Source organism: Streptomyces sp. NPDC052064, from assembly GCF_055585925.1.
In genome coordinates, this window is the sequence record NZ_JBVJJE010000008.1 from 125,324 (window position 1) to 150,256 (window position 24,933).

Sequence of the window (24,933 nt, forward strand, 5' to 3'; positions counted from 1 at the left end):
TCAGGCATGGCTGTACCAGTGCAGGTCGATTCCTGTGACTTGCACTCAGCCGAGCTGCTCGGCCAGCCCGACGATGATGTCCTCGGGGCCGCGGACGTAGCAGAGCCTATAGCTGTCCTCGTACCGCACCACCTCGCCGACGAGTTCGGCGTCGTGGGTGTGCAAGCGGGCGATGACGTCCTCGATGTCGTCGACGGCGAACATGATGCGACGAATGCCCAGCGTGTTCGCCGGTGCGTCCTTCGGCTCGGGGCGGATCGCCTTCGGCTGGTGGAACATCGCCAGCTCGATTCGGCCGTGACCGTCCGGGGTCCGCAGCATCGCGACCTCCTGTCGGACGTCCTCGAGCCCGATGACGCGCTCCACCCAAGGCCCCTCGGCCGGCCCCCTGCCCTCCAGCTCCATGCCGAGTTCGACGAAGAACGAAAGAACAGCGTCGAGGTCGTCGACAACGATGAGGACGTTGTCCATCCGCTGGATCGTCACCCTGGGTCTCCTCGGTGTGACAGCCTTCCTACTGTCCCGTGTGCTCCAGCCGGTCCTTGAGGAGCTGCTCGTTGCGGGGCAGTTCCTTGCGGACCTGGGGGCGTACGACGAGCGGGACGAGGACCTTGCCGACGCCGTGGCCCTCGAAGTCGACCTCGATCGTCACGTGGGAGCGCCGCCCCTCGTCGAACGGCTCGACCTCGCCGTGCACGCGTGCCCGGACGGGGCCGTCGACACCTCGCATGCCCCAGCTGTGCGGCGGGTCGTACTCCGTGACCTCCATGGTCATCGGCATGACCCGGCGGCCGACGTGCCGGGTGACCCGCATCCGGGAGCCGACGCCGACCGGCCCCTCGTCGAGTCGTTCCGCGGACACGGCGCTCAGCTGCCACTCCGGCAGCCGCGGGGTGTCCATGACGTAGTCGTAGACGTCTTCGGGACGCCGGTCGACATCGATGGTCTGTCGAATGCTGGACATGATGTCCCCCTTCACGACGTACACCTGAATCGTCCCACTTGGTGACGCCACAGGCACCCCCGCACAACGACAGCGAGCCCCCGCCGACCATCGGACGAGAGCTCGCTGTAACCCGCAAAAACCGTGAAAGCCGTATCGCCTCAGCCGGACCCCACGAAGAGCACGAGCAACAGCCACACCACCGGAGCCGTGGGCAGCAGCGAGTCCAGCCGGTCCATGATGCCGCCATGCCCCGGCAGCAGCGTGCCCATGTCCTTGATGCCGAGGTCCCGCTTGATCATGGACTCGCCGAGGTCGCCGAGCGTGGCGCTGACCGCGACCGCGAGGCCCAGCACCAGGCCCTGCCACCAGGCACCGTCGTCGATGAGGAACTGCATGCACAGCGCGCCCACGACCATGGCGAAGGAGACCGCGCCGAGCAAGCCCTCGCGGGTCTTGCCGGGACTGATGCGCGGCGCGAGCTTGTGACGGCCGAAGCGCCAGCCGACCGCGTAGGCGCCGGTGTCGCTGACGACCGTGAGCAGCAGGAACGTGAGGACCCGCTGCGGTCCGTCGTCCGCCGTCAGCATCATCGCGACGAAGGTCGCCAGGAACGGCACGTAGAACGCCGCGAAGACGCCCGCCGTGACGTCCCTGAGGTAGTTCTCGGGCGGTTCCGTCATGCGCCACACCAGCACGGCCAGTGCCGTGAGCGCCATGGCGACCCAGGCGCCCTCGGCGCCCCTGACGTACCCGGCGACGACCATCGCGGCACCGCCGAGCGCGAGCGGCACGAGCGGCGCCCGGATGCCCTTGCGCTCGTCCAGTCGCTTGGTCAGCTCCCAGAGGCCCACCACGACGGCGACCGCGATCACGCCGACGAACACGGCCTTGACGACGAACAGCGACGCGACGATCACCGCGCCCAGCCCGACCCCGACCCCTATCGCGGCACTCAGATCGCGACCCGCGCTCTTCTTCTGCGGCTTGGGTGCCGGCTCTGCGGCGTCGGGCATGGGCTCCGGATTCGTCTCGTTTCGGACCGGGGGGCCGCTCAGCCGAGCGGCCCCCCGGTCGTCATCCTGGTTTCCGCCGTGTTCGGCTACGTCGGGCACGATGGGCATGGGGCGAGTCTGAGGCGCTTCATACGCATCGTATGCGGGACCCGCCGGAGCGGCCCCCTGGACGTGCCCGTGGCCAGGGCTGTGGGCGTGCCCATGACCATGGCCTTGGTCGGTGGGCCCCCAGTACCCGGCCTGTGACGGCGCGCCCCAGGAAGAGTCGTTCATCAGACCTCGAGCAGTTCCGCTTCCTTGTGCTTCAGGAGCTCGTCCACCTGCGCGACGTACTTCGACGTCGTGTCGTCGAGCTCCTTCTCCGCACGGCGGCCCTCGTCCTCGCCGACCTCGCCGTCCTTGATCAGCTTGTCGATGGCGTCCTTGGCCTTGCGGCGCACGGAGCGGATGGAGACCTTGGCGTCCTCACCCTTGCTCTTGGCGACCTTGATGTACTCGCGGCGGCGCTCCTCGGTGAGCTCGGGGAACACCACCCGGATGATGTTGCCGTCGTTGCTCGGGTTGACGCCCAGGTCGGAGTCGCGGATCGCCTGCTCGATGTTGCGCAGCGCGCTCTTGTCGAACGGGGTCACCACGGCCATACGCGGCTCGGGCACGGAGAACGAGGCCAGCTGGTTGATCGGCGTCGGCGCGCCGTAGTACTCGGCCACGATCTTGTTGAACATCGCCGGGTGCGCACGGCCGGTGCGGATCGCGGCGAAGTCCTCCTTGGCGACCACGACGGCCTTCTCCATCTTCTCCTCGGCCTCGAGGAGGGTCTCTTCGATCACCACTTGCTCCTGCGTGTCTTGAGTAGGCCCGGCTGCGGTTCCATGTGGGGCGGCGGCCGGCTGCGTCGCGTCTTCTTCTGAACGGTTCCCGACCGGCGGGACATTGTCCATCCCCCGGCCCGGCTCCGTCCCGTCCGTCCCCCGGACGGGGTGGTTCTCGGGTATCAGTCCCGGCTGCCGGGGTCCCCCACCAGCGTGCCGATCTTCTCACCCTTGACGGCGCGTCCGATGTTGCCCTCCGCCAGCAGCTCGAAGACCACGATCGGGAGCTTGTTGTCGCGGCACAGCGTCACGGCCGTGGCGTCGGCGACCTTCAGGTCGCGCGTGATGACCTCGCCGTAGCCGAGGTGGTCGAACTTCACGGCGTCCGGGTTGGTCTTCGGGTCGGAGTCGTAGACCCCGTCCACGCCGTTCTTGCCCATCAGCAGCGCCTCGGCGTCGATCTCCAGGGCGCGCTGGGCGGCGGTGGTGTCGGTGGAGAAGTACGGCATGCCCATCCCTGCACCGAAGATGACCACGCGGCCCTTCTCCAGGTGCCGTACGGCGCGCAGCGGGATGTACGGCTCGGCGACCTGGCCCATGGTGATGGCGGTCTGCACCCGGCAGTCCACCCCCACCTTCTCCAGGAAGTCCTGGAGGGCCAGGCAGTTCATGACGGTGCCGAGCATGCCCATGTAGTCGGAGCGGGCCCGGTCCATGCCGCGCTGCTGGAGCTCGGCACCGCGGAAGAAGTTGCCGCCGCCGATGACGACCGCGATCTGGGCACCGTCGCGCACGACGGCCGCGATCTCGCGGGCGATCTTGTGCACCACGTCGGGGTCGACGCCCAGGCCGCCGCCACCGGAGAAGGCCTCTCCGGACAGCTTCAGCAGAAATCGGCCGCTTACTTTGCCGTCGTCGCTCTTCTGGGCCTTGGTGGTCATGGGGGATCCCGCCTCTTTCACGTGTTGCACATACCAAGAAGGCCATTGCCGGTGGGGCGTGTTTCGCATCCCATACGGCAATGGCCTCCTCGTCAGATCTGCTGTCGTCCGCCACTCATGTGACGGCGTACGCGGACGACTGCTGTCGACCCTATCGGGGTCGGGCGTCGATCGCGGTACGGACTCAGATGCCGACCTTGATGCGCGTGAAGCGCTTCAGGGTGACACCGGCCTCGTCCAGGACCTTCTGGACGGACTTCTTGTTGTCGAGCGCGTACGGCTGGCCGAGCAGCGTGGCGTCCTTGAAGAAGCCGTTGAGGCGACCCTCGACGATCTTCGGCAGGGCGGCCTCGGGCTTGCCCTCGGCGCGGGTGGTCTCCTCGGCGACGCGGCGCTCGGACTCGACGACCTCGGCCGGCACGTCCTCCTTGGAGAGGTACTTCGGCGCGAAGGCGGCGATGTGCTGGGCGACGCCCTTGGCGATCTCCGCGTTCGGCTTGTCCAGCTCGACGAGGACACCGATCTGCGGGGGCAGGTCGGGCATCGTGCGGTGCATGTACGCCGTCACGTAGCCGTCGGCGAACTGCGCGAAGCGGTCCAGGACGATCTTCTCGCCCAGGTTGGCGTTGGCCTCGTCGACGAACGCCTGGACGGTCTTGCCGGCCTCGATCTCGGAGGCGAGCAGGGCCTCGAGGTCGGCCGGGGAGGTCTTGGCGACGTGCTCGGCGATGGTGTTGGCCACAGCCTGGAACTTGTCACCCTTGGCGACGAAGTCCGTCTCGCACTTCAGCTCGACGAGAACGCCGGAGGAGTTGTCGTCGGCGATGATCGAGACGACGGCGCCGTTCTCGGCGGAGCGGCCCTCGCGCTTGGCGACGCCCTTCTGGCCCTTGATGCGGAGCGCCTCGACGGCCTTCTCGACGTTGCCCTCGGCCTCGTCCAGCGCCTTCTTGCAGTCCATCATGCCGGCGCCCGTGAGCTCACGGAGCTTCTTGACGTCGGCGGCGGTGTAGTTCGCCATGAGTCTGTGAATCTCTCTCGAAGTCTGGAAGATCGAAGATCTGCGGATGCGCCCCATGGAGCCGGAAGGCGCTGTCCGTCCGCTGACCTACGGGTGAACGGCGGGAGCGGACTTCACCGCGCCGGAGGCGCTGGTGGATGCGGTGCCGCTCCCGCCGTCAACTCGGACTGACGGGTCAGGCCTGCTCGGCCTCGGCCGGCTTCTCACCCTCGGCCGGCTTCTCAGCCTCGGCCTCGGCGGCCGGAGCGGCCTCAGCGGCCGGAGCAGCCTCGGCGGCCGGAGCGGCCTCGGCGGCGGGGGCAGCCTCGTCGGCCTTCTTCTCGCCCTCGAGCAGGTCGCGCTCCCACTCGGCCAGCGGCTCGCCCGCGGCCTTCTCGCCCTTGCCCTCGGTGGCGACACCGGAGCGGGAGATGAGGCCCTCGGCGACCGCGTCCGCGATCACACGGGTGAGCAGCGTGACGGAGCGGATCGCGTCGTCGTTGCCCGGGATCTTGTAGTCGACCTCGTCGGGGTCGCAGTTGGTGTCGAGGATCGCGACGACCGGAATGTTCAGCTTCCGGGCCTCACCAACGGCGATGTGCTCCTTCTTGGTGTCCACGATCCAGACGGCGCTGGGCACCTTCTGCATCTCGCGGATACCGCCGAGGGTCTTCTCCAGCTTGGCCTTCTCGCGCGAGAGCACGAGAAGCTCCTTCTTGGTCAGACCGGACGCGGCGACGTCCTCGAAGTCGATCTGCTCAAGCTCCTTGAGGCGCTGCAGACGCTTGTAGACGGTCGAGAAGTTGGTGAGCATGCCGCCCAGCCAGCGCTGGTTGACGTAGGGCATGCCGACGCGGGTGGCCTGCTCGGCGATGGCCTCCTGCGCCTGCTTCTTCGTGCCGACGAACATGACCGTGCCGCCGTGGGCGACGGTCTCCTTGACGAACTCGTAGGCGCGGTCGATGTACGACAGCGACTGGAGCAGGTCGATGATGTAGATGCCGTTGCGCTCCGTGAAGATGAAGCGCTTCATCTTCGGGTTCCAACGACGGGTCTGGTGACCGAAGTGGACGCCGCTCTCCAGCAGCTCCCGCATCGTGACGACGGCCATGGCCGTATCTCCTTGTGCTTCTCGGTTGTGCCGCGGATGCCGGACGGCTTCCGCGCCTGACGCCCACTGCGCGCCGTGCCACGAGGGACCGAGGGGCGCTGATACAACCCGTTGCCGGGGTGCGTATCGGGGCGTGCGAAGTCGACCCGGTGACCCGGATCGCCACCAGAAGTGTACGGGACCCGCGGGGCACCGGGTGACGCCGTTGTCCACAACCGGACGGCGGTCCACAGTCACGGCCGGTGACGGACAGCGGTCCGGGACGCTTTCCGTATGCGAGCGAAGCGATGTGTACCTGTTTGTACGCGCCTGGTCCTGGTGCTGGTCATGACGACGGCCGTCCTGCTGGCCCCTCCGCCGCCCCTGTTCGCGGCGGGCGCCGCCCTGCCCGTCCCCGACGCCACCGTCCCGACGCTCGGACGCGCCTGGCCCGTGGGATTACGCCCCCAGATCCTGCGCGGCTGGGAACCCCCGGCGACGGCCTACGGCCCGGGCCACCGCGGCGTGGACCTGACGGCGGCGCCGGGGACGCCTGTACGTGCGGTGGCGGCGGGCCGGGTGTCCTTCGCGGGCCGGGTGGCCGGAAGGGGAGTGATCTCGGTGGAACTCACAGGAACGGGCGACCCACCCCTGCGCACGACCTACGAGCCGGTGACAGCGACGGTGGAGGAGGACGAGGAGGTCGAACCGGGCGAGGTGATCGGCACGGTGGACGCGACAGGCTCACACTGCAGGATTACGTGCGTGCACTGGGGCCTGCTGCGGGACGAGACGTACCTGAACCCGCTGTCTCTACTGCCCCCGTGGCTCCTGCGCAGGGGCCCGTCGAGGCTGTTGCCGGTCTATTGACCCAGCTGCCGGCAGTCGTGCCGCTGGGGCGATGGGGCCCCTGCTCGAGCGAAGCCGGGCTTGGGGGGAAGGTGAGCGCTGGGGTACCCCCTGCTCGAAGAGCTTGGGGGAGGCACCCCGCACCCCGCTACGCCGGGCTGCGCACCCACCCCCAGCACCAACGCCGCTCAGCCCCGCACCCCCCGCAGGGCCATACTCACCGCCGCCTCCACGACAACGCCCGGCTCCTCCGCAGCTCCCAGCTCAATCCGCCGCACCGCCGCGTCGACGACCCCCTGCAACAACATCGCCGCCAGCCGAGGCTGCTCATGCCCCATCTCACCCAGCGCTTCGACGATCATCGCGACCAGCCCACCATGCGCCGCCCGGATCTTCTCGCGAGCCCCGGCGTCCAGCTCACTCGCCGAGATCGCCACCACGGCCCGATGCCGCCGGTCCCCCACCAGCTCCAGCTGCTGTCGCACATACGCCTCGACCTTGGCCTCGGCCGTCCCGGCCCGCTCCATCGCCGCCGACACGTCCGCCGCCCAGACGGGAAAGTCGACCTCGCACAGTTGCTCGACCACGGCCGCCCGTGACCGGAAGTACTCGTAGACGGACGACCGCGCGAGTCCCGTCCGCTCGGCGAGGGCCGGGAAGGTCAGCGCCTCCGTACCACCCTCGGACAACAAGGAACGAGCCGCGTCCAGCAGGGCGGCTCGCTGCATCGACCGGTGCTCGGCCACGGAGGCCGCTCGAATCCTTGGCACGTCAACCACTCTACGGACGCGCCAGGCCCGGCGGGAGAGGCTCCCGTCGCCCCGTCGTCTTCCGGCCAGGTCAGCGGCCGAAGCTCGCCAGTTTCGCTCTCAGCTGGAGCACCGACTTGGTGTGGATCTGGCTGACCCGGCTCTCGGTCACACCCAGCACGTTCCCGATCTCGGCCAGGGTGAGCCCTTCGTAGTAGTACAGCGTGACCACGGTCTTCTCCCGCTCGGGCAGCGTGTTGATCGCCCGCGCGAGGAACCTGCGGAGTTCCCGGTCCTCGGCGACCTCCACAGGGTTGTCGGCGGCGGTGTCCTCCAGCGTGTCCATGACGCTCAGCCCGTCGCCGCCCTCGGCTCCGCCGTGCAGCAGCTCTTCCAGGGCCACCACGTTGGCCAGCGACAGCTGACTGAACACCGCGTGGAGTTCCTCCACCTCGATGCCCATCTCGGCGGCCACCTCGCCCTCCGTCGGCGTCCGCCGCAGCCGCGCCTCCAGCGTGGCGTACGCGCGCTCCACGTTGCGCGCCTTCTGCCGCACCGACCGAGGGATCCAGTCCAGGGCCCGCAGCTCGTCGATCATCGCGCCCCGGATCCGGGTGATCGCGTACGTCTCGAACTTGATCTCGCGGTCGATGTCGAACTTCTCGATCGCGTCGATCAGCCCGAACACCCCGGACGAGACGAAGTCCGCCTGCTCGACGTTGGACGGCAGGCCCACGCTGACCCGGCCGGCGACGTACTTCACGAGCGGCGAGTAGTGCAGGATCAGCTGCTCCCGCAGCCGCTCGTCCCCCGTCGCCTTGTACGACCGCCACAGCTCGTCGAGCGTCGAGGGAGCGGGCGGCCGCACGCTGCCACCGTCACGGGCGGCTGGGGGGATCGCCGCCCGGTCGGACCCGGAGGTGTGCTGGGGCATTCGTCGCCTTGTGCCGTTCTGCTGCGGAGTGTACTGGTGGGATGGGCTGTCTGTCTGATGTCGAGTTGCCGGTCCGTATCGGGGACCCTCGTGAGCGTAGCGTGACTGCGGTGTCGCGGTGCGCGAAGGACGGAGGTCAAGGAGGGCGCAGATACGTTCCGAATGGCGTCCCACGGGGTCGGCGAGCCCGCTCGGTGTGATCACCGGAGCACCCCAACTGGGGGAATTTCCAAGGGATGTCGGGGTTCCCCCGGACGGCCGAACAGGCGCGGTCAGCATGGTCCGGGACCGCCGCGGACCGACATCATCGCCTGGCGTGTCAACTTCCAGCCGTCGCCGTGTCGTTCGACGTAACCGAGTGCTCGGAGTTCGTACAGTCTCGCGATCGCGTCGTCCTGTGCGGTCTGTGCGCGGCGCGCGATCTCGTCCGGCCGGGCCGCCCGCCCACCCGGCAGCGCGGCGAGCACCTGTCGGCTGGCCGGTTCCAGCAGGTCCCGGGGCAGGACGGGGCCGCGGCGGTCGGGGGCCAGCTGTCCGATGTCACCGACCAGTTCGACGACGTCCGCGGCGTCGGTGACCAGGGCCGCCTCCCCGCGCAGCAGCTCGTGCACCCCGGCGGACAGGCCGCTGGTGGCCGGGCCCGGTACGCCCATGGTGTGCCGGCCCAGGCGCTGGGCCGCCCGTGCCGTGACCAGGGAGCCGCTGCGGTGGGCGGCCTCGACGACCACGGTGCCGCGGGTGAGTGCCGCGATCACCCGGTTCCGCAGGATGAACCGGCTCGGCGTCGGGTGATCACCGGGTGGCAACTCGCCGATGACCAGTCCCTGTTCGGCGATTCTGCTGATCAGCTGGGTGTGTCCGCGCGGGTAGGGGCGGTCGACGCCGCAGGCGAGTACGGCCACGGTGGCGCCGCCCGCTCCGAGGGCGCCGCGGTGGGCGGCGCCGTCGACTCCGTAGGCGCCGCCGGACACCACGACCCAGCCCTGCTCGGCGAGGCCGGCGGCGAGACCGGCCGCCATGTGCGCCCCGTACTCGGTGCAGGCGCGGGCGCCGACGACGGCCACCGACCTCAGCGCCCACATACGCAGACTGGCCCGCCCACGCACCCACAGCCCCAGCGGCCGGGCATCCCCGAGATCGTCGAGCTGCCCCGGCCACTCCGCGTCCCCGGGGGCGACGAACCGCACCCCGGCCTCCCGGGCGACGGCGAGGTCCACACGTGGCCGAGCCGTCTCGGCCCTGGCCAGCAGGCCCTGCCACCGCTTCCCGCTCACTCCGGCCAGGGGCCGTCCACCCTCCACCAGCCGCCGGGTCAGGTCCCGCACCCCGAGCTCGCGCACCCATCGCCCACCGACCTCGTCACCCGGCTCGATGACACGGGTGAGAAGGACCCGGGCGAGCAGTTCCTCGTCCGGCTCGTCGGCGACGCTCACGTCAGCGCTCCGATGGCCATGGGGACACCCCTCGGGACACCGGTGCGCAACTGGAGCGCGAGGGCGACGTCCGTCGCGTCGGGCCGGTCGTGGCCGACGAGATCGGCGACGGTCCAGGCCACGCGCAGGACGCGATCGAGGCCGCGGGCGGTCAGGACGCCCCGCTCCAGGTTCCGCTCCGCCTCGTCCATCGCCCCGGACGCGGCGTACCAACGGCTGCGCAGCTCGCGGCCGGGTACCTCGCTGTTCGTGCGCCACGGAGTGCCGGCGAGGCGCTCCATGGCCCGCTCCCGGGCCGCCAGTACCCGCTCGGCGACCGTCGCGGTGGACTCGCCCCGCGCGCCGGAGGAGGTCAGCTCGGTGCGGGTGACGCGGTCCACCTCGACGCGCAGGTCGACCCGGTCGAGCAGCGGGCCGGAGAGCCTGGTCTGGTAGCGGCGGACGGCCGAGGGCGGGCACTCGCACAGGTCGTCCCGCTGCGAGAACCGGCCGCAGGGGCAGGGGTTGGCCGCGAGCACCATCAGGAACTTCGCCGGGAAGCGGACCACTCCCGCACTGCGCGCGATGACGACATGCCCTGCCTCCAGCGGCTGGCGCAGGGCGTCCAGGGCCTGGCTGTTGAATTCGGGCGTCTCGTCCAGGAAGAGGACTCCCCGGTGCGACAGGGACACCGCGCCGGGCCGCGCGATGCCCGGGCCGCCACCGACGAGCGCCTGCATGGTCGCCGAATGGTGCGGGGCGCAGTAGGGGGCGACGTCGATCAGGGGCTTGCCCGGGGGCAGCAGGCCCGCCACCGAGTGCACCGCGGTGACCTCCAGTGACTCCTGCCGGCCGAGCCGGGGCAGGATGGCGGGCAGCCGCTCCGCGAGCATCGTCTTGCCGGCGCCGGGAGGCCCTTCCAGGAACAGGTGGTGTCCGCCCGCCGCGGCCACCTCCACCGCCGTGCGCGCCGAGATCTGCCCGACGACGTCGGCCAGGTCGTGGCCCGGCTCGTGCTGGGCCGCACCGACGCTGTGCATGCCCGTGGCAGCGCCCGTGCCCGGCATGCGCAGGCCGGCGAGGAGCGGGTCCGGGCGGCCCTGCTCGTCCGGATCCTCATCGGGCACGGGTTCGTCGGCCAGCACGGCGATCAGCTGGCGCAGGCTCCGGACGCCCAGTACGGAGACCCCGGGCACCAGGGACGCCTCGGCGGCGGCACATTCCGGCACCACCACCTGCTCATACCCGGCATCCGCCGCCGCCAGCACGGCCGGCAGCACCCCCCGCACCGGCCGCACCCGCCCGTCCAGCCCCAGTTCCCCGATCATCACGATGTCGGCGAGGACCCGGGGGTCGATGCGTTCCGCCGCGCCGAGGACCGCCGCTGCGACGGCCAGGTCGAAGCCGCTGCCGCTCTTGGGGACGGAGGCCGGGCTCAGGCCGACCGTGAGTTTCTTCTGGGGCCAGGCCGCGCCCGAGTTGACGACCGCGGCCCGCACCCGGTCCCGGCTCTCCGTCAGGCTCTTGTCGGGCAGTCCCACCAGCGTGAACGCCGCGACACCCGGCTCCAGGTCGGCCTGGACCTCGACGACCACGCCCTCGACACCCACGAGCGCCACCGAACACGTACGGGCGAATGCCATCAGGCCACCCCCCGCACGTGCTCGACTACGGCCGCGCCACGCGCCGGCAGCAGCACCCCGACCACGTCGATGCGGACCCCGCCGGGCGGTGCGCCCCCGTGCGTCTGGATCCACCGCTCGGCGAGATCCCGCAGCCGCTCCGCCTTCCGCGGGGTCACGGCGGCCATCGGATGCTCGAAGGGCCCCTGCCTGCGGGTCTTCACCTCGCAGACGACCAGGACGTCCCCGTCCCTGGCCACGATGTCGATCTCACCGGTCCGGCCGGAGCGCCAGTTGCGCTCCAGGACCGTCAGACCGGTCTCGGCCAGCCGCCGTGCGGCCAGGCGCTCCCCGTACTTGCCCATTGCACTGCGTGCCCGATGTGCGTTCATGTCGGCACCACCTCCGGCGCCAACGATCACGCAGCCGTCCCCACGAAGTGGATCTTGGTGGACGACTCAGCGGTTGTGGATAACTCCGTCACCCACTCGGCAGCTCGAGATCGCTCTTGTTCAGCTCCTCGATGTTCACGTCCTTGAACGTGAGGACCCGGACCTGCTTCACGAACCGCGCCGGCCGGTACATGTCCCACACCCAGGCATCCGCCATGGACACCTCGAAGAACACCTCACCCTGGACCGAGTGCACCTGCATCTCGTAGTCGTTGGTCAGGTAGAAACGCCGCTCGGTCTCGATCACGTATTTGAACAGACCGACGACATCGCGGTACTCCCGGTAGAGCTTCAGCTCCATCTCGGTCTCGTACTTCTCGAGGTCCTCGGCGCTCATGGCATGTTCCCCTTCAGCCGTGCGATCCCACCATTGTGCGTCAGTCCCGTGTGCCCCTAAACGATTTCCGGGTCAAGGATCACGGGCCTGGCGGGGGGACCTTCGTCGAGCAGCGTGCGCAGCAGCCCGGCGAGTCTGGTCGGATACACCGTCTCATGTGCCCGGCAAAGTTCCGGGCACGTCCACCAGCGCGCTCCGGCGACACTGCGCCGCTCCAGCTCGGTCAGCCCCACGGCCTCGATCGCCGTACGGTCCGTACGAGCCAGGTAGTACCACTCGTCCTGGTCCCAGCGGCGGCCCGCGAACGGGAAGGAGCACATCCGCCGCCACAACACCGGGCCGAGCTCGACCTCGGTGATGCCCGTCTCCTCGGCGAGTTCCCGCAGAGCGGCCTCTTCACGGGTCTCCTCGCCCTCCACACCGCCGCCGGGGGTGAACCACCAGTCGTCGGCCGGATCGTCCGGCTCGTGCCCGTGCAGCAGCAGAATGCGGTCCTGCGGGTCGAGCAGCACGACCCGGGCGACCTTGCGCAGCCCGCCCTCGTAGGTGTCCTGGCCCCTCACGGCCTCAGCGGACACCTGCGGGCTCCGCGCTCGCCCGCCGGGGCCGGGCCGCGCCCGTGCGCTTGGCGACGGGACCGTAGGCGCCTCCGCCCAGGACGAGCACGGCACCGACGATCACCAGGGCGGTGATCGTCCGCAGCGGTCCGGGCGGGGACAGGGCGCCGAGCGCCTCGAAGCCGGTGGGGCGCGCCAGCATGCCGTTCGTGGGCCAGACGACGGCGTCCACGCGCGCGTCCACGGCGCCGCGCGCCACCGTGCCGCTGGCGGCGTCGGTCAGGTGGGCGGTTGAGTCCATGGAGCTGCCGCGCTCGTCACCGAGCAGGAACAGGCGCCCCTTCGGGACGGTCACGGTCGGGAAGCCGGTGATCTCCGCCGGTGTGCCCTCGGGCAGGTACGGCTCGTCGATCTCCTTGCCGTTGACCTTCAGCTTGCCGTCCTGGCAGCAGGAGACCGTGTCGCCGCCGACGGCCACCACGCGCTTGACCATCGGCACGTTGCCCCAGGTGGCGTCCTTGAACACGACGACATCGCCGCGGCGCACGTCAGCGCCGTCGATGCGCTGCGCCAGCACCCGGTCGCCCGCGTCGATCGTCGGCGTCATCGAAGCGGTGGGCACGGTGTACGGCAGGTAGACCACCGCTCCCCAGGCGAACCCACCGAGGAACAGCACAAGGCCCAGTGCGACGGCCAGCCCGGACAACCGCTGTCCGGTCCGGCTGCCCACCGGGCCCGAGCCTGTGCCACCGCTGCGCGGGACTGTGTGCGTCGTACTCTCGCCACCCATAGGTCCGCACCCTACCCGGGGGTACCGACCGGGGTCAGCCCGCCGTCGGGATCACTGCTTCCTGCGGCGCCACAGCACCACCGGCACCACGCCCAGCAGCGCCAGCCCCTGCGGCGCCACCGCCGGGCCGGCCGCGGCCGACTGGGTGTTGAGGCCGGCCTGGTCGAAGGTGTCCGGCACCGGCAGGTTGTCCCAGCGGTTGATCGGCCAGGCGATGACGATGGCCCGGCCGACGACGTCCTTCACCGGGACCATGCCGTGGTGCTCGTCCGACTGGTTGTAACGGGAGTCCCGGGAGTTCTGCCGGTGGTCGCCCATGACCCAGATGTAGCCGTCGGGAACCTTTACCTTGAATTGACCGCCCTGGTCGTCGACACTGCACGGCGTGTTGCCGGCGTAGACGTACGACCGCTCGTCCAGTGCCTTGCCGTTGACCGTCAGCGGGCCGGTGCCCTTGCACTCGACCGTGTCGCCGCCGACGCCGACGACCCGCTTGATGAGGTCCTTCTCCTCCGCGGACGGCATGAGGCCGATCCAGCTGAGGAACGTCTGCAAGGCGTTCGGATCGGCCGTCGGCTCGCCCGCCAGCCAGTTGTCGGGGTCGTGGAAGACGACGACCTCGCCACGCTCGGGCTCGGAGCCGAACCAGGGGGTCAGCTTGTCGACCAGGACACGATCGCCCTGCTGGAGAGTGTTCTGCATCGAGTCCGAGGGGATGGAGAACGCCTGCACCAGGAAGGTCTTGATCAGCAGCGCGAGCACCAGCGCGATGCCGATCAGGATGGGCAGCTCCTTCCAGAAGGAGCGTGGCTTCTTCGGTGTCCGGGCCGTACCACCCGGCCCCTCGCCCTCGGCTGTGCTGTACTCGCCTGTCAACCTGTCGTCCTCGGCTGTCCCGGAGTCATTCCCGGAGGTCACGGCGCTGTCCGCGGCCGGGACGGCGGATTCCGCGGGGCGTCCGCGGTTCTCCTCGCCGTCGTGTCCGGACCGTGCGCCAACCGCCACATCCCCCACGCCAACTCCTCACTCTGTGCCGCCGCCTGCCCCATACACGGCGCAGGCCTACCACTCCCATAACGAGCGGGAGTTCCGCAGGGGTCGGGAGATGGATCGTTCCGTTCGATTCGTAGGAGGCAACCCTATGCGACAGGACGGGAGCAGCGGTCGACCCGGTGGCCGAGTCGGACACGGAAGCGTAGGTGTTCGGTTCCTCCAGGGTGCTCCAGTGCCCGAAGGGCCAGGCGATGACCATGGCACGGCCCACGACCTCTTCCTCGGAGACCGTGCCGCCGTAGTCGGTGTCCTGGTGGGCGCGGGAGTCCGCGGAGTTGTTCCGGTGGTCGCCCATCACCCACAGCCGGCCCGAGGGAACCGTGATCTCGAACGGCGTGTCGGACGGGGCGTTGCCGGGGTACAGGTAGTCCTCGTTCAGCGGGATGCCGTTGACGGTCACGCGTCCTTGCGCGTCGCAGCACTTGACGCGGTCTCCGCCGACGCCGACGACCCGCTTGATGAGGTCCTTCTCGTCGTCGGACGGCAGCAGGCCGATGAAGGTGAGCCCTTCCTTGACCTGCTTGATGACGACGGGGTCGTCCTTCGGAAGGGTGGTCTGCTCGTCCTGGAGCCAGCCGCCGGGGTCCTTGAAGACGACGACGTCCCCGCGCTGCGGCTTGGAGCCGAACCACGGGGTGAGCTTGTCGACCAGGACGCGATCGCCGATCTGGATCGTCTGCTCCATGGAGCCGGACGGGATGACGAAGGCCTGGACGAGGAACGTCTTCAGCACGAGAGCTATGAGGACGGCGACGCCGACGAGGAGAGGTATTTCCTTGACGGCACCCCGCCTGCGGCGCCGCTTGACCTTCTTCTGGAGCTTGCGCCGCTCGGCGCGCGTACGGCCGCCGGCCGGGCTGGCGGCGCGCCGGGCGCCGGTGGGCAGCAGGTTGTCCGCGGGGCTGGCGGAGACGCCGCGCGGTTTGCCGCGGTTACCCATGGGCGCCCGCCCTTCCGGCGGCGGGCGCGGGCACGCGCGCGTAGGCGTCGGGGCGGTGCAGCCGGGTGGCGTGGCCGAAGGGCCAGACGATCCAGTCAGCGCGGCCGATCACCACGTCGACCGGGACCATTCCGCCGCCCGGCGAGCCGAGGTGGTCGCGGGAGTCGCTGGAGTCGCCGCGGTGGTCGCCGAGGACGAAGAGGGTTCCGGCGGGCACGGCGACATCGAAGGGAACCGTGGAGGGGCTGTCGCCGGGGTACAGGAAGCCCGACTCGTCGACCGGCCGCCCGTTCACCTGGATCCTCTCCTCCTTGTCGCAGCAGACCACGTGGTCTCCCCCCACGCCGACAACGCGTTTGATGTAGTCCGCGTGCCCGAAGTAACCGGTCCCGTCGAACACGACGATGTCTCCCCGCTGCGGCTCGGCACCGAAACGGTACGCCAACTTATTTACGAGAACCCGGTCCCCGATCCTCAATCCCTGTTCCATGGATCCGCTGGGGATCTGGAACGGCCGCAGCACGAACGTGCTGAGCAGCAGCAGGAAGAGCAGGCAGGCCAGCAGCGTCAGAGTGATCCAGCCGCCCGGGACCCACTCGGTGACACGCGACAACGCGAAACGCGACCGTTCCTCCGGCCCTCCGGGATCCGAGGTGTCCTCGGAGTCGGAAGGGCGGGAGGAGCGGTCGCGCTCCGTCGGCTGAGCTTCGGTGTCCATCGGGGCCAGATGCTATCCGGCCCCGACGCGAACCCCGGAGAGCGCTCAGTTCTCGCGCTTCTCCTTGATCTTCGCGGCCTTGCCGCGCAGCTCGCGCAGGTAGTACAGCTTGGCGCGGCGGACGTCACCCTTGGTGACCAGCTCGATCTTCTCCACGATCGGGGTGTGCACCGGGAAGGTGCGCTCGACGCCGACGGAGAAGGAGACCTTGCGGACCGTGAAGGTCTCACGGACGCCGGAGCCCTGGCGGCGGATCACGACGCCCTTGAACTGCTGCACACGGGAGCGGTTGCCCTCGATGACGCGGACGTGCACGTTGACCGTGTCGCCCGGGCGGAAGGCGGGGACGTCGCTGCGCAGCGACGCGGAGTCGACGGTGTCGAGCAGGTGAGACATTTCGTCTGCTTTCTTCGTTGATGCCACAGGTCATCAACGGAAACTAGGTGTTTCGGATCAGGGCTGTGCGAGTCGGAGCGGGCGTCGTCTCCCCCTGTGGCAGGGGCGCGCGCCGGACGGACGCACAACAGCTGGCTATTCTTCCACGCCGTCGGTCCTGCGCCAAAATCGCCCGTACGGCTCCCCCTCGGGGTCCGGTTCCCAGCCCAGGATGGACAGCATCTCGCGGTCCTTCTTGTCGAAGGCCTTGGGGTCGCACCGCTCGACGAGGTCGGGCCGGTGGGCCGTGGTGCGCTTCAGGGCCTCGTCCCGCCGCCAGCGGGCGATCTTCCCGTGGTGGCCGCTGAGCAGCACGTCGGGGATGTCCCGGCCGCGCCATTCGGGCGGCTTGGTGTAGACGGGACCCTCCAGCAGGCTCGCCATGGCGCCGGGTGCGAAGGAGTCGTCCCGGTGGGACTCGGCGTTGCCCAGGACGCCGGGCAGCAGCCGCGCCACCGCCTCGGTGACGACGAGGACGGCCGCCTCGCCGCCGGCCAGGACGTAGTCACCGATGGACACCTCGTACACCGGCATGCGCGTCGCGTACTCGTCGATGACCCGGCGGTCGATGCCCTCGTAGCGGGCCGGTGTGAAGATCAGCCAGGGGCGCTCGGAGAGGTGGACGGCGAGCTCCTGGGTGAAGGGGCGGCCGCTGGGCGTGGGCACGATGAGGGCCGGCGTGTGGGAGCCGGTCTCGTAGCCGTCGGCCAGGACGGAGTCCAGCGCCTCTCCCCAGGGCCCGGTCTTCATGACCATGCCGGGGCCGCCGCCGTAGGGCGTGTCGTCGACAGTGTTGTGGCGGTCGTAAGTCCATGAGCGCAGGTCGTGGACGTGCACGTTCAGCTGTCCACGCGCGCGTGCCTTGCCGACGAGGGAGACGTTCAGCGGTTCCAGGTACTCGGGGAAGATCGTGACGACGTCGAGGCGCATTACGACTCTTCCCGGCTGGAGACGTCTTCCCGGCTGGAGGCGATCTCGGCGCGGTCGTCGATCAGGCCCGGCGGCGGGGTGATGACGGCCTTCTGCTCCTCGAGGTCGATCTCGGCGACGATCTCCTCGACGAAGGGGATCATCACCTCGCTGCCGTCCGGACGCTCCACGATGAACAGGTCCTGGGTGGGCAGGTGCGAGATCTCCGTGATCCGGCCGACCTCCGTGCCGTCCGCGGTGACCACGTCGAGGTCGATGAGCTGGTGGTCGTAGTACTCGTCCTCGCCCTCGGGCAGCTCCTCCGGGTCGATCTCGGCGATCAGGAGGGTGTTGCGCAGGGCCTCGGCGCCGGTGCGGTCGCTGACGCCCTCGAAGCGCAGCAGGAGACGGCCGCTGTGGACGCGGCCCGTCTCGATGGTGAGCGGTCCCGCGGAGGCGGGATCGGTGGTGAGTACGGCGCCGGGGGCGAGTTTCAGTTCCGGCTCGTCGGTCCGTACCTCGACGGCGACCTCGCCCTTGATGCCATGGGCACGGCCGATCCGTGCGACTACCAGCTGCACGTGTCCAGTCTCCTGTCATACGACTGCGGGCCGGGGACGGCCCTCAGGCCCTCCCCGGCCCGAGCCGGTTGCGATAAGCGTCAGCGGACGTGGTCCACGTCGACGAGGTCGACGCGGACACCGCGACCGCCGATGGCGCCCACGACGGTACGCAGGGCGCGTGCGGTGCGGCCGTTGCGGCCGATCACCTTGCCGAGGTCGTCCGGGTGGACCCGGACCTCGAGCACTCGCCCGCGGCGCAGGTCGCGTGAGGCGACCTGCACATCGTCAGGGTTGTCGACGATGCCCTTCACGAGGTGCTCGAGAGCCTCCTCGAGCATGCTCAGGCCTCGGTCGAAGCGGACTCAGCGGCGGCCTCGTCCTTCTTCTCAGCCTTCTTCTTCTGGGTGATCGCCTCACCCTTGCCCTCGTCGTCACCGCCGAGAGCCTCGAACGACGGGCGCGCGGCCTTCTCGGGCTGCGTCAGCAGCGGAGCCGGGGCGGGCTCGCCCTTGAACTTCTGCCAGTCGCCGGTCTTCTTGAGGATGGCCATCACGGGCTCGGTCGGCTGGGCGCCGACACCGAGCCAGTACGCCACACGCTCGGCGTCGACCTCGATCACCGACGGGTTGTACGTCGGGTGGTACTTGCCGATCTCCTCGATCGCACGACCGTCACGACGGGTACGGGAGTCGGCGACGACGATGCGGTAGTGAGGCGAACGGATCTTGCCCAGACGCTTCAGCTTGATCTTGACTGCCACGGGAGTGGGTTCTCCTGGATTTGACGTGGTTGGGCACGGCGAGATGGCCGCGTGGGGTTGCGGTACCCGAGTGCCCGATGGACGCGTCAGCCGGAGGAGAGAGGGGTCCTGTGCGGCTGTCGAGTACAGCTAGCCATTGTGCCATACCCTGCGGGTCGCTCTTGGCCAGGGGGCGCCGTGCGAGCACGCCGAGCCGGCACCCGGCGTGGAGGTGAGGTACGTCGGGTGCGCGACTCCGCGTGGGCGGTTGCCGCCTGCGGTTCACGGACGCCTCGACCGGCAGCCACGAGATGCCGGTGCCGACGTCAGCTCGCCACAGCTCCCGCTCCCACGACGTCCGGGATCCGGAACGGCTTGCCGCAGCCGCCGCAGACGATCGGCGCCTGGGCGAGGACCGACGGCACGACGCGTACGTTGCGGCCGCAGTCGCAGACCGCCTTGACGCGGACGCCGCCGCCGGAGGAGCCGTGCCGGGCGGCCGGGCCCCGGAAGGTGCGGGAGGTGTCGGATGAGGTCGCGGCCGTGTGGGCCTTCAGGGCGCGCTGGAGGCGCTCCACCGTCGGGCGATAGCGGCGCTTCGCCTCGGGGGTGAGCGTGACCAGGGAGAAGCCGCTGCTGGGGTGCGGTTCCTCGGGGTGGTCCAGGCCCAGCTCCTCGGCGATCGCGAGGAATCTGCGGTTGTGGTAGCGGCCGGCACGGGACGTGTCGCGGACGCCGCGGGCAGCGGCGATGCCATGGACTGCCTCATGGAGCAGTCGCTCGAAGGAGAGCTCGTGACCGCACGCGGACGACGACTCCCCGATCAGGGATTCTGGCGCGGCAAGGTCGGGCAGCTCGGGGTGGTACCGCTGAATGTCGGCCCACGCCTGTGCCAGCTCTGCGGCGAGAACAGGTGGTGTCTGTGTCGTGCTCACGTAATGACAACGAGCCGGGGTGCCCCAGTGTTCCGATTCCGGGCATCCCAAATAATTTGCACGTACCCGTCAGTTGCCTCTGATGCGTCCCGACGAGGGCGGGTGCGCTGATCTGTGGAGAAGTCTCACAGCTCACCACAAGGTGGTGCGTAGCCCCGCGTACGCCCCGGCGCGTATCGGATGTCCGCGCGCGGGGGCACCAGGGATGCACGGGAACGCAAGAGGCGTTTCGGCCGCCTTGCGCCCAACTCAGTAAGCGCGTGCGACGACCGCGAGGTTACCGGGTGCGTCGTCGGCGTCCGGCACCGACCCGTCCTCGGCGACCAGACACCGTACGGTCATCGCGTGATCGGCCAGCTTCGCTTCGCCCTCCTCGCCGAGCACCGCCCACGGGATGCGCGCCCAGCCGCCGGCGCCCGCGGCCTCGACGGCCTCGTCGATCGTCGAGACCTCGGTGGTACGGGACTCGCGGCGCTCCCGGGACTGCTTCAGCAGCAGGGCCTGGTCTTCTTCGAGAACCTTGGGCAGCAGCGACTCCAGGGCGTCCGGGGAGACCGGTTCCTTACCGCCCGGGATGCGGCGGGCCAGCATCGCGGTGCCGTTCTCCAGGTCGCGCGGGCCGATCTCGATCCGGACCGGCACGCCCTTGAGCTCCCAGTCGACGGCGCGGCGGCCGAAGGGGGTGTCGGTGCGGTCGTCGACGTGGACACGGACCCCGGCCGCCCGCAGCCGGTCGCCGAGCTCGCGGACCTTGGCCAGAACCGCCTCGTCGCCCTTGATCGCGAGCACCACGGCCTGGATCTGGGCCAGTCGCGGCGGGACGCGCAGTCCGTTGTCGTCGCCGTGCATCATCACCAAGGCGCCGATCATGCGGGTGGTGGAACCCCAGGAGGTCTGCCAGACCAGCTCCTGCCGGCCGTCCTTCGACAGGTACTGCGTATTGAAGGCCTTGGCGAAGTTCTGGCCCAGTTCATGACTGGTGGCCATCTGGAGGGCCTTGCCGTCGCCCATCATGCCTTCGAGCGTGAGGGTGTTGACGGCGCCGGCGAACCGCTCCTTGACGGTCTTGCGGCCGGGGACGACGTCCATCGCGAGGACGTTCGCCATGAAGTCCTCGTAGACCTGCCGGTGAATGTGCGCGGCGAAATCGCGCGCCTCCTCGTACGTGGCGTGCGCGGTGTGGCCCTCCTGCCAGAGGAACTCGGTGGTCCGCAGGAAGAGGCGGGGCCGCAGCTCCCAGCGCACGACATTCGCCCACTGGTTGATGAGCAGCGGCAGATCGCGGTAGCTCTGGACCCACTTCGAGAAGTAGTCGTTGATGATCATCTCGGAGGTGGGCCGGACCACGGCGGGCTCTTCGAGAGCCTTGCCGCCGCCGTGCGTGACGACCGCGAGCTCCGGCGCGAAGCCCTCGACGTGGTCCGCCTCGCGCGTGAGGTACGACTGCGGGATCAGGAGCGGGAAGTACGCGTTCTGAGTGCCTGTCTCCTTGATGCGGGCGTCCATCTCGGCCTGCATCCGCTCCCACAGCCCGTACCCGTACGGTCGGATGACCATGGTGCCGCGCACCGGACCGTTGTCGGCGAGCTCCGCCTTGGTGATCAAGTCCTGGTACCAGCGCGGGAAATCGTCCGCCTGGGGGGTGAGAACGGGTGCCTTGGCCATGGCGAGATGGTACGGGCCCGCGTTGCCGGAATGTGAAATCTCGCCATAGGCACATGACAACTCATATGCCGTGCCGCATTCCACTGGACGACAGGTCGAGGGGGGAGTTTCCTGGCATACGGGGGTAGTGCGAGCGCACTGTCACGGGGGCCATGGAATCGGGCAAGAGGCAACTCTCGGCGGATTGGGGCGCTTACTTATGACACCTACGCTCGTGCGGCAGCACCTGCCTCACGCGGGGGCCGCACCCCGCGTGGACCTGCGTGCACGCGCGCGTGACTGGTCCGAGATCCAGGAGCGGATGCTCGTACCGCTCTACGAGGCCGTCTACGAGCGACTGGACGTGGGTCCCTCGACGCGGCTGCTCGGCCTCGGCTGCGGTTCCGGACTCGCCCTGCTGATGGCCACCGCCCGGGGAGCGGCGGTCACCGGTGTCGACGCTTCCCCCGAAAGAATGGCCCTCGCACGGGAGCGACTGCTGCCCGAGGCCGGGGCCACGCCCGCGCGTGCGGGCACCCGGCTGGTCGACGGCTCACCCCGGGACACGGCGGAGCCTGGCGCTCCCGCGTACACCCTGGTGACCGCCTTCGAGCCGATCGGGTGCCTCGCGGGCGACTCGGAGGGGCTGGGCGGGCTGCTCGCGGAGGCGACGCCGATGGCGGGGCGTGGAGCGGCCGTGGTGCTGGCCGGCTGGGGTCCGCCGGAGCGGTGCGCCACAACGTCCGTCCTGCGGGTCGCCACCAAACTGGCTGAGCCGCTGCGCAGCGCGGGCAGCTGGCGCCCCGCCCTCCGTGACGACCTGGAGGACGTCGCGCAGCGGGCCGGCCTCAAGCCGGACGGGTCCGGGCGGGTGGCGTGCCCCTTCGGGTACGCGGATGTGGACAGCGCGGTGCGCGGGCTCAAGGCGACGGGGCTGTTCGACGCGGCGATCACGGCGACGGACCAGGTTCAGGTGGACAAGGAGCTGACCGAGGCTCTGCATCCGCACCAGCGGCAGGACGGGACGGTGTGGATGCCGAACGTGTTCCGGTATCTGATCGCCCGGACACCGTGACGAACAGGTCTTCAGTGCAGGTGTGAATGGTGTGAAGAAAGCACCATGGGGTCCTTCGGGTTTCATCAAGTGGATCATGAACGCTTAATGTGATCCACCGCCCGGGGGACCTGAACATCTGCATACAGGAGCTGTTTTGCCGCACCACAAGACCGCGCTGCGTCTCGTCGCGCCCGTCGCCGTCCTCGCTCTGACGCTCACCGCCTGCGGTGGCGGCGACGACAAGGCCGACGCGAAGAGCCCGGACACCGAGAAGGCCAAGGTCTTCCCTTCGCCGGAGCCGACTTCCGGCGGTGAGCTGGGGACCGGCGAGAGCGCCACGGGCAAGGTCGCGGAGGACCCGGGCGAGGTCACCTATGACGTCGTGGCGCAGAAGGTCGACCTGGGCACCGAGGCGGAGGCCGCCAAGGCCGTCTCGGAGCCGGACAAGGTCAAGGGCAAGGTGCTGGCCGTCGCCCATGTGAAGTACACGCACAAGAGCGGGCCCGCCCTCACCGACGGCTCCGACGTGCACGACGGCACCACGGTCTTCGCCGACGGGCAGCGCGGCACCGTCCTCATCGGCGCGTCCGAGGACGCGGCGGGCTGCGAGGACCCGTACGACGTCGAGAGCTGGAAGCAGGGCGAGAGCCACGTCTTCTGCGAGACGTACGTGGTCCCGGCGAACGCCAAGAGCGTCGAGGTCCACTGGTCCGAGGAGGACGGCGAGCCCTACATCTGGACGTTCCCGAACACCTGACCGGCGAGCCGGCGGCGAACCACTGGACGAACCGCTGAGGGCGCCCCCCTTTTTCGAAGGGGGGCGCCCTCAGTGCCGTTCAGGAACCCGTGGCGTACAGGAACGGGCCGTCAGCCCATGAACTTCTTGAACTCGTCGGGGAGTTCGAAGTCCTTGCCGCCCTGCTGCGGCAGCCCGAAGGCGTTGCCGCCCTCGGCGGCGGCCGCGCGGCGGGCGGCCTCCTCCTGCTCCTGCTGCTTGCGCTTCATCGGGTTGCCGGAGCGCTGCTTGCCCTTGGCCTGCTTCTGCTTCTTCTTCGTCCGGCCGGGACCGCCGCCCATGCCCGGCATGCCGGGCATCCCGGGCATGCCGCCGCCCTGGGCCATGCGGGACATCATCTTGCGGGCCTCGAAGAACCGCTCGACCAGGTTCTTCACCGCGCTGACGTCGACACCGGAACCCCGCGCGATGCGGGCGCGGCGCGAGCCGTTGATGATCGTCGGCTCCTGGCGCTCGGCCGGGGTCATCGACTTGATGATGGCGGCCGTGCGGTCGACGTCCCGCTCGTCCAGGTTGTTGATCTGGTCCTTCATCTGGCCCATGCCCGGGAGCATGCCGAGCAGCTTGGAGATGGAGCCCATCTTCCTGACCTGCTCCATCTGGGCCAGGAAGTCGTCGAGGGTGAAGTCCTGGCCCTTCTTGGAGGCCAGCTTCTCGGCCATCTTCTGGGCTTCGGCCTGGTCGAAGGTCTTCTCCGCCTGCTCGATCAGGGTGAGCAGGTCACCCATGTCGAGGATGCGGGAGGCCATCCGGTCCGGGTGGAAGGCGTCGAAGTCGTCGAGCTTCTCGCCGTTCGACGCGAACATGATCGGCTTGCCGGTGATCTGCCGGATCGACAGGGCCGCACCACCGCGGGCGTCACCGTCGAGCTTGGAGAGCACCACGCCGTCGAAGCCGACGCCGTCGCGGAAGGCCTCGGCGGTGTTGACGGCGTCCTGACCGATCATCGCGTCGACGACGAACAGGATCTCGTCGGGGCTGACCGCGTCCCGGATGTCCGCGGCCTGCTGCATCATCTCCTGGTCGATGCCCAGGCGGCCGGCGGTGTCCACGATCACGATGTCGTGGACCTTGGACTTGGCGAACTCGATGGAGTCCTTGGCGACCTTGACCGGGTCACCGACGCCGTTGCCCGGCTCCGGCGCGTAAACGCTGACGCCCGCGCGCTCGGCGACGACGCTGAGCTGGTTCACGGCGTTGGGGCGCTGGAGGTCACAGGCGACCAGCAGCGGCGAGTGGCCCTGCTCCTTCAGCCAGCGGCCGAGCTTGCCCGCGAGGGTGGTCTTACCGGCACCCTGCAGACCGGCCAGCATGATCACGGTGGGCGGCTGCTTGGCGAAGCGCAGGCGGCGGGTCTCGCCGCCGAGGATGGTGACCAGTTCCTCGTTGACGATCTTGAGGACCTGCTGGGCAGGGTTCAGCGCCCTGCTGACCTCGGCGCCGAGCGCGCGCTCCTTGACGTTCTTGATGAACGTGCGGACGACCGGCAGCGCCACATCCGCCTCGAGGAGCGCGATCCGGATCTCGCGCGCCGTGGCGTCGATGTCCGCCTCGGAGAGCCGTCCCTTGCCGCGCAGGTTCTTGAAGGTCGCTGAGAGGCGATCGGAAAGAGTATCGAACACGGCGCTCGCGGTCCTCGG

29 protein-coding genes are annotated in these 24,933 nt (G+C 69.7%); 3 read left to right on the forward strand and 26 right to left on the reverse strand.

The genetic code is table 11. The features are described from left to right. Nucleotides 1-45: 45 nt before the first annotated feature. The 7 genes from ACZ6TU_RS22490 to rpsB all read right to left on the reverse strand — a co-directional run bounded on the left by ACZ6TU_RS22490 (nucleotide 46) and on the right by rpsB (nucleotide 5,823). Nucleotides 46-486 carry a VOC family protein gene (locus tag ACZ6TU_RS22490; protein WP_467677026.1) on the reverse strand — a complete coding sequence of 147 codons (441 nt, stop codon included), beginning with the start codon at nucleotides 484-486 and terminating at the stop codon, nucleotides 46-48. Between the two features lie 28 nt (nucleotides 487-514). Beyond that, nucleotides 515-964: an SRPBCC family protein gene (locus tag ACZ6TU_RS22495; RefSeq protein WP_467677024.1), complete on the reverse strand. Its 450-nt coding sequence runs from the start codon at nucleotides 962-964 to the stop codon at nucleotides 515-517. 140 nt (nucleotides 965-1,104) lie between these two features. After that, nucleotides 1,105-2,232 carry a phosphatidate cytidylyltransferase gene (locus ACZ6TU_RS22500; protein ID WP_467677022.1) on the reverse strand — a complete coding sequence of 376 codons (1,128 nt, stop codon included), beginning with the start codon at nucleotides 2,230-2,232 and terminating at the stop codon, nucleotides 1,105-1,107. Beyond that, nucleotides 2,232-2,789 carry a ribosome recycling factor gene (gene frr, locus ACZ6TU_RS22505; protein WP_467677020.1) on the reverse strand — a complete coding sequence of 186 codons (558 nt, stop codon included), beginning with the start codon at nucleotides 2,787-2,789 and terminating at the stop codon, nucleotides 2,232-2,234. Before frr ends, ACZ6TU_RS22500 begins: the two co-directional genes overlap by 1 nt. 164 nt (nucleotides 2,790-2,953) lie before the next feature. Next, nucleotides 2,954-3,712: a UMP kinase gene (pyrH, locus tag ACZ6TU_RS22510; RefSeq protein ID WP_234847494.1), complete on the reverse strand. Its 759-nt coding sequence runs from the start codon at nucleotides 3,710-3,712 to the stop codon at nucleotides 2,954-2,956. Between the two features lie 184 nt (nucleotides 3,713-3,896). Further along, nucleotides 3,897-4,733, reverse strand: a complete 837-nt coding sequence (gene tsf, locus ACZ6TU_RS22515; protein ID WP_467677019.1) for a translation elongation factor Ts — start codon at nucleotides 4,731-4,733, stop codon at nucleotides 3,897-3,899. A 175-nt stretch (nucleotides 4,734-4,908) separates the two neighbouring features. Continuing rightward, nucleotides 4,909-5,823 (reverse strand): 30S ribosomal protein S2, encoded by a 915-nt coding sequence (gene rpsB, locus ACZ6TU_RS22520; RefSeq protein ID WP_469550574.1) that lies wholly within the window; start codon nucleotides 5,821-5,823, stop codon nucleotides 4,909-4,911. A gap of 327 nt (nucleotides 5,824-6,150) precedes the next feature. Here rpsB and ACZ6TU_RS22525 point away from each other — a divergent pair, with 327 nt between their 5' ends. Beyond that, nucleotides 6,151-6,672: a peptidoglycan DD-metalloendopeptidase family protein gene (locus ACZ6TU_RS22525; RefSeq protein WP_469550578.1), complete on the forward strand. Its 522-nt coding sequence runs from the start codon at nucleotides 6,151-6,153 to the stop codon at nucleotides 6,670-6,672. A 167-nt stretch (nucleotides 6,673-6,839) separates the two neighbouring features. Here ACZ6TU_RS22525 and ACZ6TU_RS22530 read toward each other — a convergent pair whose 3' ends face one another. From ACZ6TU_RS22530 to proS, 18 genes are all read right to left on the reverse strand, one after another. Further along, on the reverse strand, nucleotides 6,840-7,397 hold the full coding sequence (locus ACZ6TU_RS22530) for a TetR/AcrR family transcriptional regulator (protein ID WP_467677199.1): 558 nt from the start codon (nucleotides 7,395-7,397) through the stop codon (nucleotides 6,840-6,842). Nucleotides 7,398-7,491: 94 nt separating this feature from the next. After that, nucleotides 7,492-8,334, reverse strand: coding sequence for an RNA polymerase sigma factor WhiG (gene whiG, locus ACZ6TU_RS22535; protein ID WP_467677015.1), 843 nt, complete (start codon nucleotides 8,332-8,334; stop codon nucleotides 7,492-7,494). Nucleotides 8,335-8,606: 272 nt separating this feature from the next. Then, complete coding sequence (dprA, locus tag ACZ6TU_RS22540) at nucleotides 8,607-9,767, reverse strand: DNA-processing protein DprA (RefSeq protein ID WP_467677013.1); 1,161 nt, start codon at nucleotides 9,765-9,767, stop codon at nucleotides 8,607-8,609. Further along, the gene (locus ACZ6TU_RS22545; RefSeq protein WP_467677011.1) at nucleotides 9,764-11,389 is read right to left on the reverse strand and encodes a YifB family Mg chelatase-like AAA ATPase; all 1,626 of its coding nucleotides are present in this window, start codon (nucleotides 11,387-11,389) and stop codon (nucleotides 9,764-9,766) included. Before ACZ6TU_RS22545 ends, dprA begins: the two co-directional genes overlap by 4 nt. Further along, nucleotides 11,389-11,790 carry a YraN family protein gene (locus ACZ6TU_RS22550; RefSeq protein ID WP_467677009.1) on the reverse strand — a complete coding sequence of 134 codons (402 nt, stop codon included), beginning with the start codon at nucleotides 11,788-11,790 and terminating at the stop codon, nucleotides 11,389-11,391. Before ACZ6TU_RS22550 ends, ACZ6TU_RS22545 begins: the two co-directional genes overlap by 1 nt. 58 nt (nucleotides 11,791-11,848) lie before the next feature. After that, nucleotides 11,849-12,157: a DUF2469 domain-containing protein gene (locus ACZ6TU_RS22555; protein ID WP_003993268.1), complete on the reverse strand. Its 309-nt coding sequence runs from the start codon at nucleotides 12,155-12,157 to the stop codon at nucleotides 11,849-11,851. Between the two features lie 56 nt (nucleotides 12,158-12,213). Continuing rightward, nucleotides 12,214-12,735, reverse strand: a complete 522-nt coding sequence (locus ACZ6TU_RS22560; protein WP_467677007.1) for an NUDIX hydrolase — start codon at nucleotides 12,733-12,735, stop codon at nucleotides 12,214-12,216. Continuing rightward, entirely contained in the window at nucleotides 12,725-13,504 is a 780-nt protein-coding gene (lepB, locus tag ACZ6TU_RS22565; RefSeq protein WP_467677005.1) for a signal peptidase I, read from the reverse strand. Before lepB (ACZ6TU_RS22565) ends, ACZ6TU_RS22560 begins: the two co-directional genes overlap by 11 nt. A 51-nt stretch (nucleotides 13,505-13,555) precedes the next feature. Next, a complete protein-coding gene (lepB, locus tag ACZ6TU_RS22570) occupies nucleotides 13,556-14,518 on the reverse strand; it encodes a signal peptidase I (protein ID WP_467677003.1) in 963 nt (320 codons plus the stop codon). Further along, nucleotides 14,406-15,497 (reverse strand): signal peptidase I, encoded by a 1,092-nt coding sequence (lepB, locus tag ACZ6TU_RS22575; protein WP_467677001.1) that lies wholly within the window; start codon nucleotides 15,495-15,497, stop codon nucleotides 14,406-14,408. Before lepB (ACZ6TU_RS22575) ends, lepB (ACZ6TU_RS22570) begins: the two co-directional genes overlap by 113 nt. Beyond that, a complete protein-coding gene (lepB, locus tag ACZ6TU_RS22580) occupies nucleotides 15,490-16,215 on the reverse strand; it encodes a signal peptidase I (RefSeq protein WP_467676999.1) in 726 nt (241 codons plus the stop codon). The genes lepB (ACZ6TU_RS22575) and lepB (ACZ6TU_RS22580) overlap by 8 nt, the downstream gene beginning before the upstream one ends. Nucleotides 16,216-16,260: 45 nt before the next feature. Next, nucleotides 16,261-16,611 carry a 50S ribosomal protein L19 gene (gene rplS, locus ACZ6TU_RS22585; RefSeq protein WP_030852073.1) on the reverse strand — a complete coding sequence of 117 codons (351 nt, stop codon included), beginning with the start codon at nucleotides 16,609-16,611 and terminating at the stop codon, nucleotides 16,261-16,263. 135 nt (nucleotides 16,612-16,746) lie between these two features. Then, a complete protein-coding gene (trmD, locus tag ACZ6TU_RS22590) occupies nucleotides 16,747-17,580 on the reverse strand; it encodes a tRNA (guanosine(37)-N1)-methyltransferase TrmD (RefSeq protein WP_467676997.1) in 834 nt (277 codons plus the stop codon). Further along, nucleotides 17,580-18,140 carry a ribosome maturation factor RimM gene (rimM, locus tag ACZ6TU_RS22595; protein ID WP_467676995.1) on the reverse strand — a complete coding sequence of 187 codons (561 nt, stop codon included), beginning with the start codon at nucleotides 18,138-18,140 and terminating at the stop codon, nucleotides 17,580-17,582. Before rimM ends, trmD begins: the two co-directional genes overlap by 1 nt. 80 nt (nucleotides 18,141-18,220) lie before the next feature. After that, nucleotides 18,221-18,460 (reverse strand): RNA-binding protein, encoded by a 240-nt coding sequence (locus ACZ6TU_RS22600; protein ID WP_005479813.1) that lies wholly within the window; start codon nucleotides 18,458-18,460, stop codon nucleotides 18,221-18,223. A 2-nt stretch (nucleotides 18,461-18,462) separates the two neighbouring features. After that, nucleotides 18,463-18,882: a 30S ribosomal protein S16 gene (gene rpsP / locus ACZ6TU_RS22605; protein WP_020270730.1), complete on the reverse strand. Its 420-nt coding sequence runs from the start codon at nucleotides 18,880-18,882 to the stop codon at nucleotides 18,463-18,465. 305 nt (nucleotides 18,883-19,187) lie between these two features. Then, nucleotides 19,188-19,796 carry a hypothetical protein gene (locus ACZ6TU_RS22610; protein WP_467676993.1) on the reverse strand — a complete coding sequence of 203 codons (609 nt, stop codon included), beginning with the start codon at nucleotides 19,794-19,796 and terminating at the stop codon, nucleotides 19,188-19,190. A gap of 249 nt (nucleotides 19,797-20,045) precedes the next feature. Further along, nucleotides 20,046-21,461 carry a proline--tRNA ligase gene (gene proS, locus ACZ6TU_RS22615; RefSeq protein ID WP_467676991.1) on the reverse strand — a complete coding sequence of 472 codons (1,416 nt, stop codon included), beginning with the start codon at nucleotides 21,459-21,461 and terminating at the stop codon, nucleotides 20,046-20,048. Between the two features lie 199 nt (nucleotides 21,462-21,660). On the opposite strand from proS, the gene ACZ6TU_RS22620 reads away from it, so the two are divergent. Next, nucleotides 21,661-22,515, forward strand: a complete 855-nt coding sequence (locus ACZ6TU_RS22620) for a methyltransferase domain-containing protein (protein WP_467676989.1) — start codon at nucleotides 21,661-21,663, stop codon at nucleotides 22,513-22,515. Nucleotides 22,516-22,651: 136 nt separating this feature from the next. Next, nucleotides 22,652-23,254: a hypothetical protein gene (locus ACZ6TU_RS22625; protein WP_467676987.1), complete on the forward strand. Its 603-nt coding sequence runs from the start codon at nucleotides 22,652-22,654 to the stop codon at nucleotides 23,252-23,254. Between the two features lie 110 nt (nucleotides 23,255-23,364). On the opposite strand, the gene ffh is transcribed toward ACZ6TU_RS22625, so the two are convergent. Beyond that, complete coding sequence (gene ffh, locus ACZ6TU_RS22630; protein WP_467676985.1) at nucleotides 23,365-24,915, reverse strand: signal recognition particle protein; 1,551 nt, start codon at nucleotides 24,913-24,915, stop codon at nucleotides 23,365-23,367. Nucleotides 24,916-24,933: the final 18 nt, after the last annotated feature.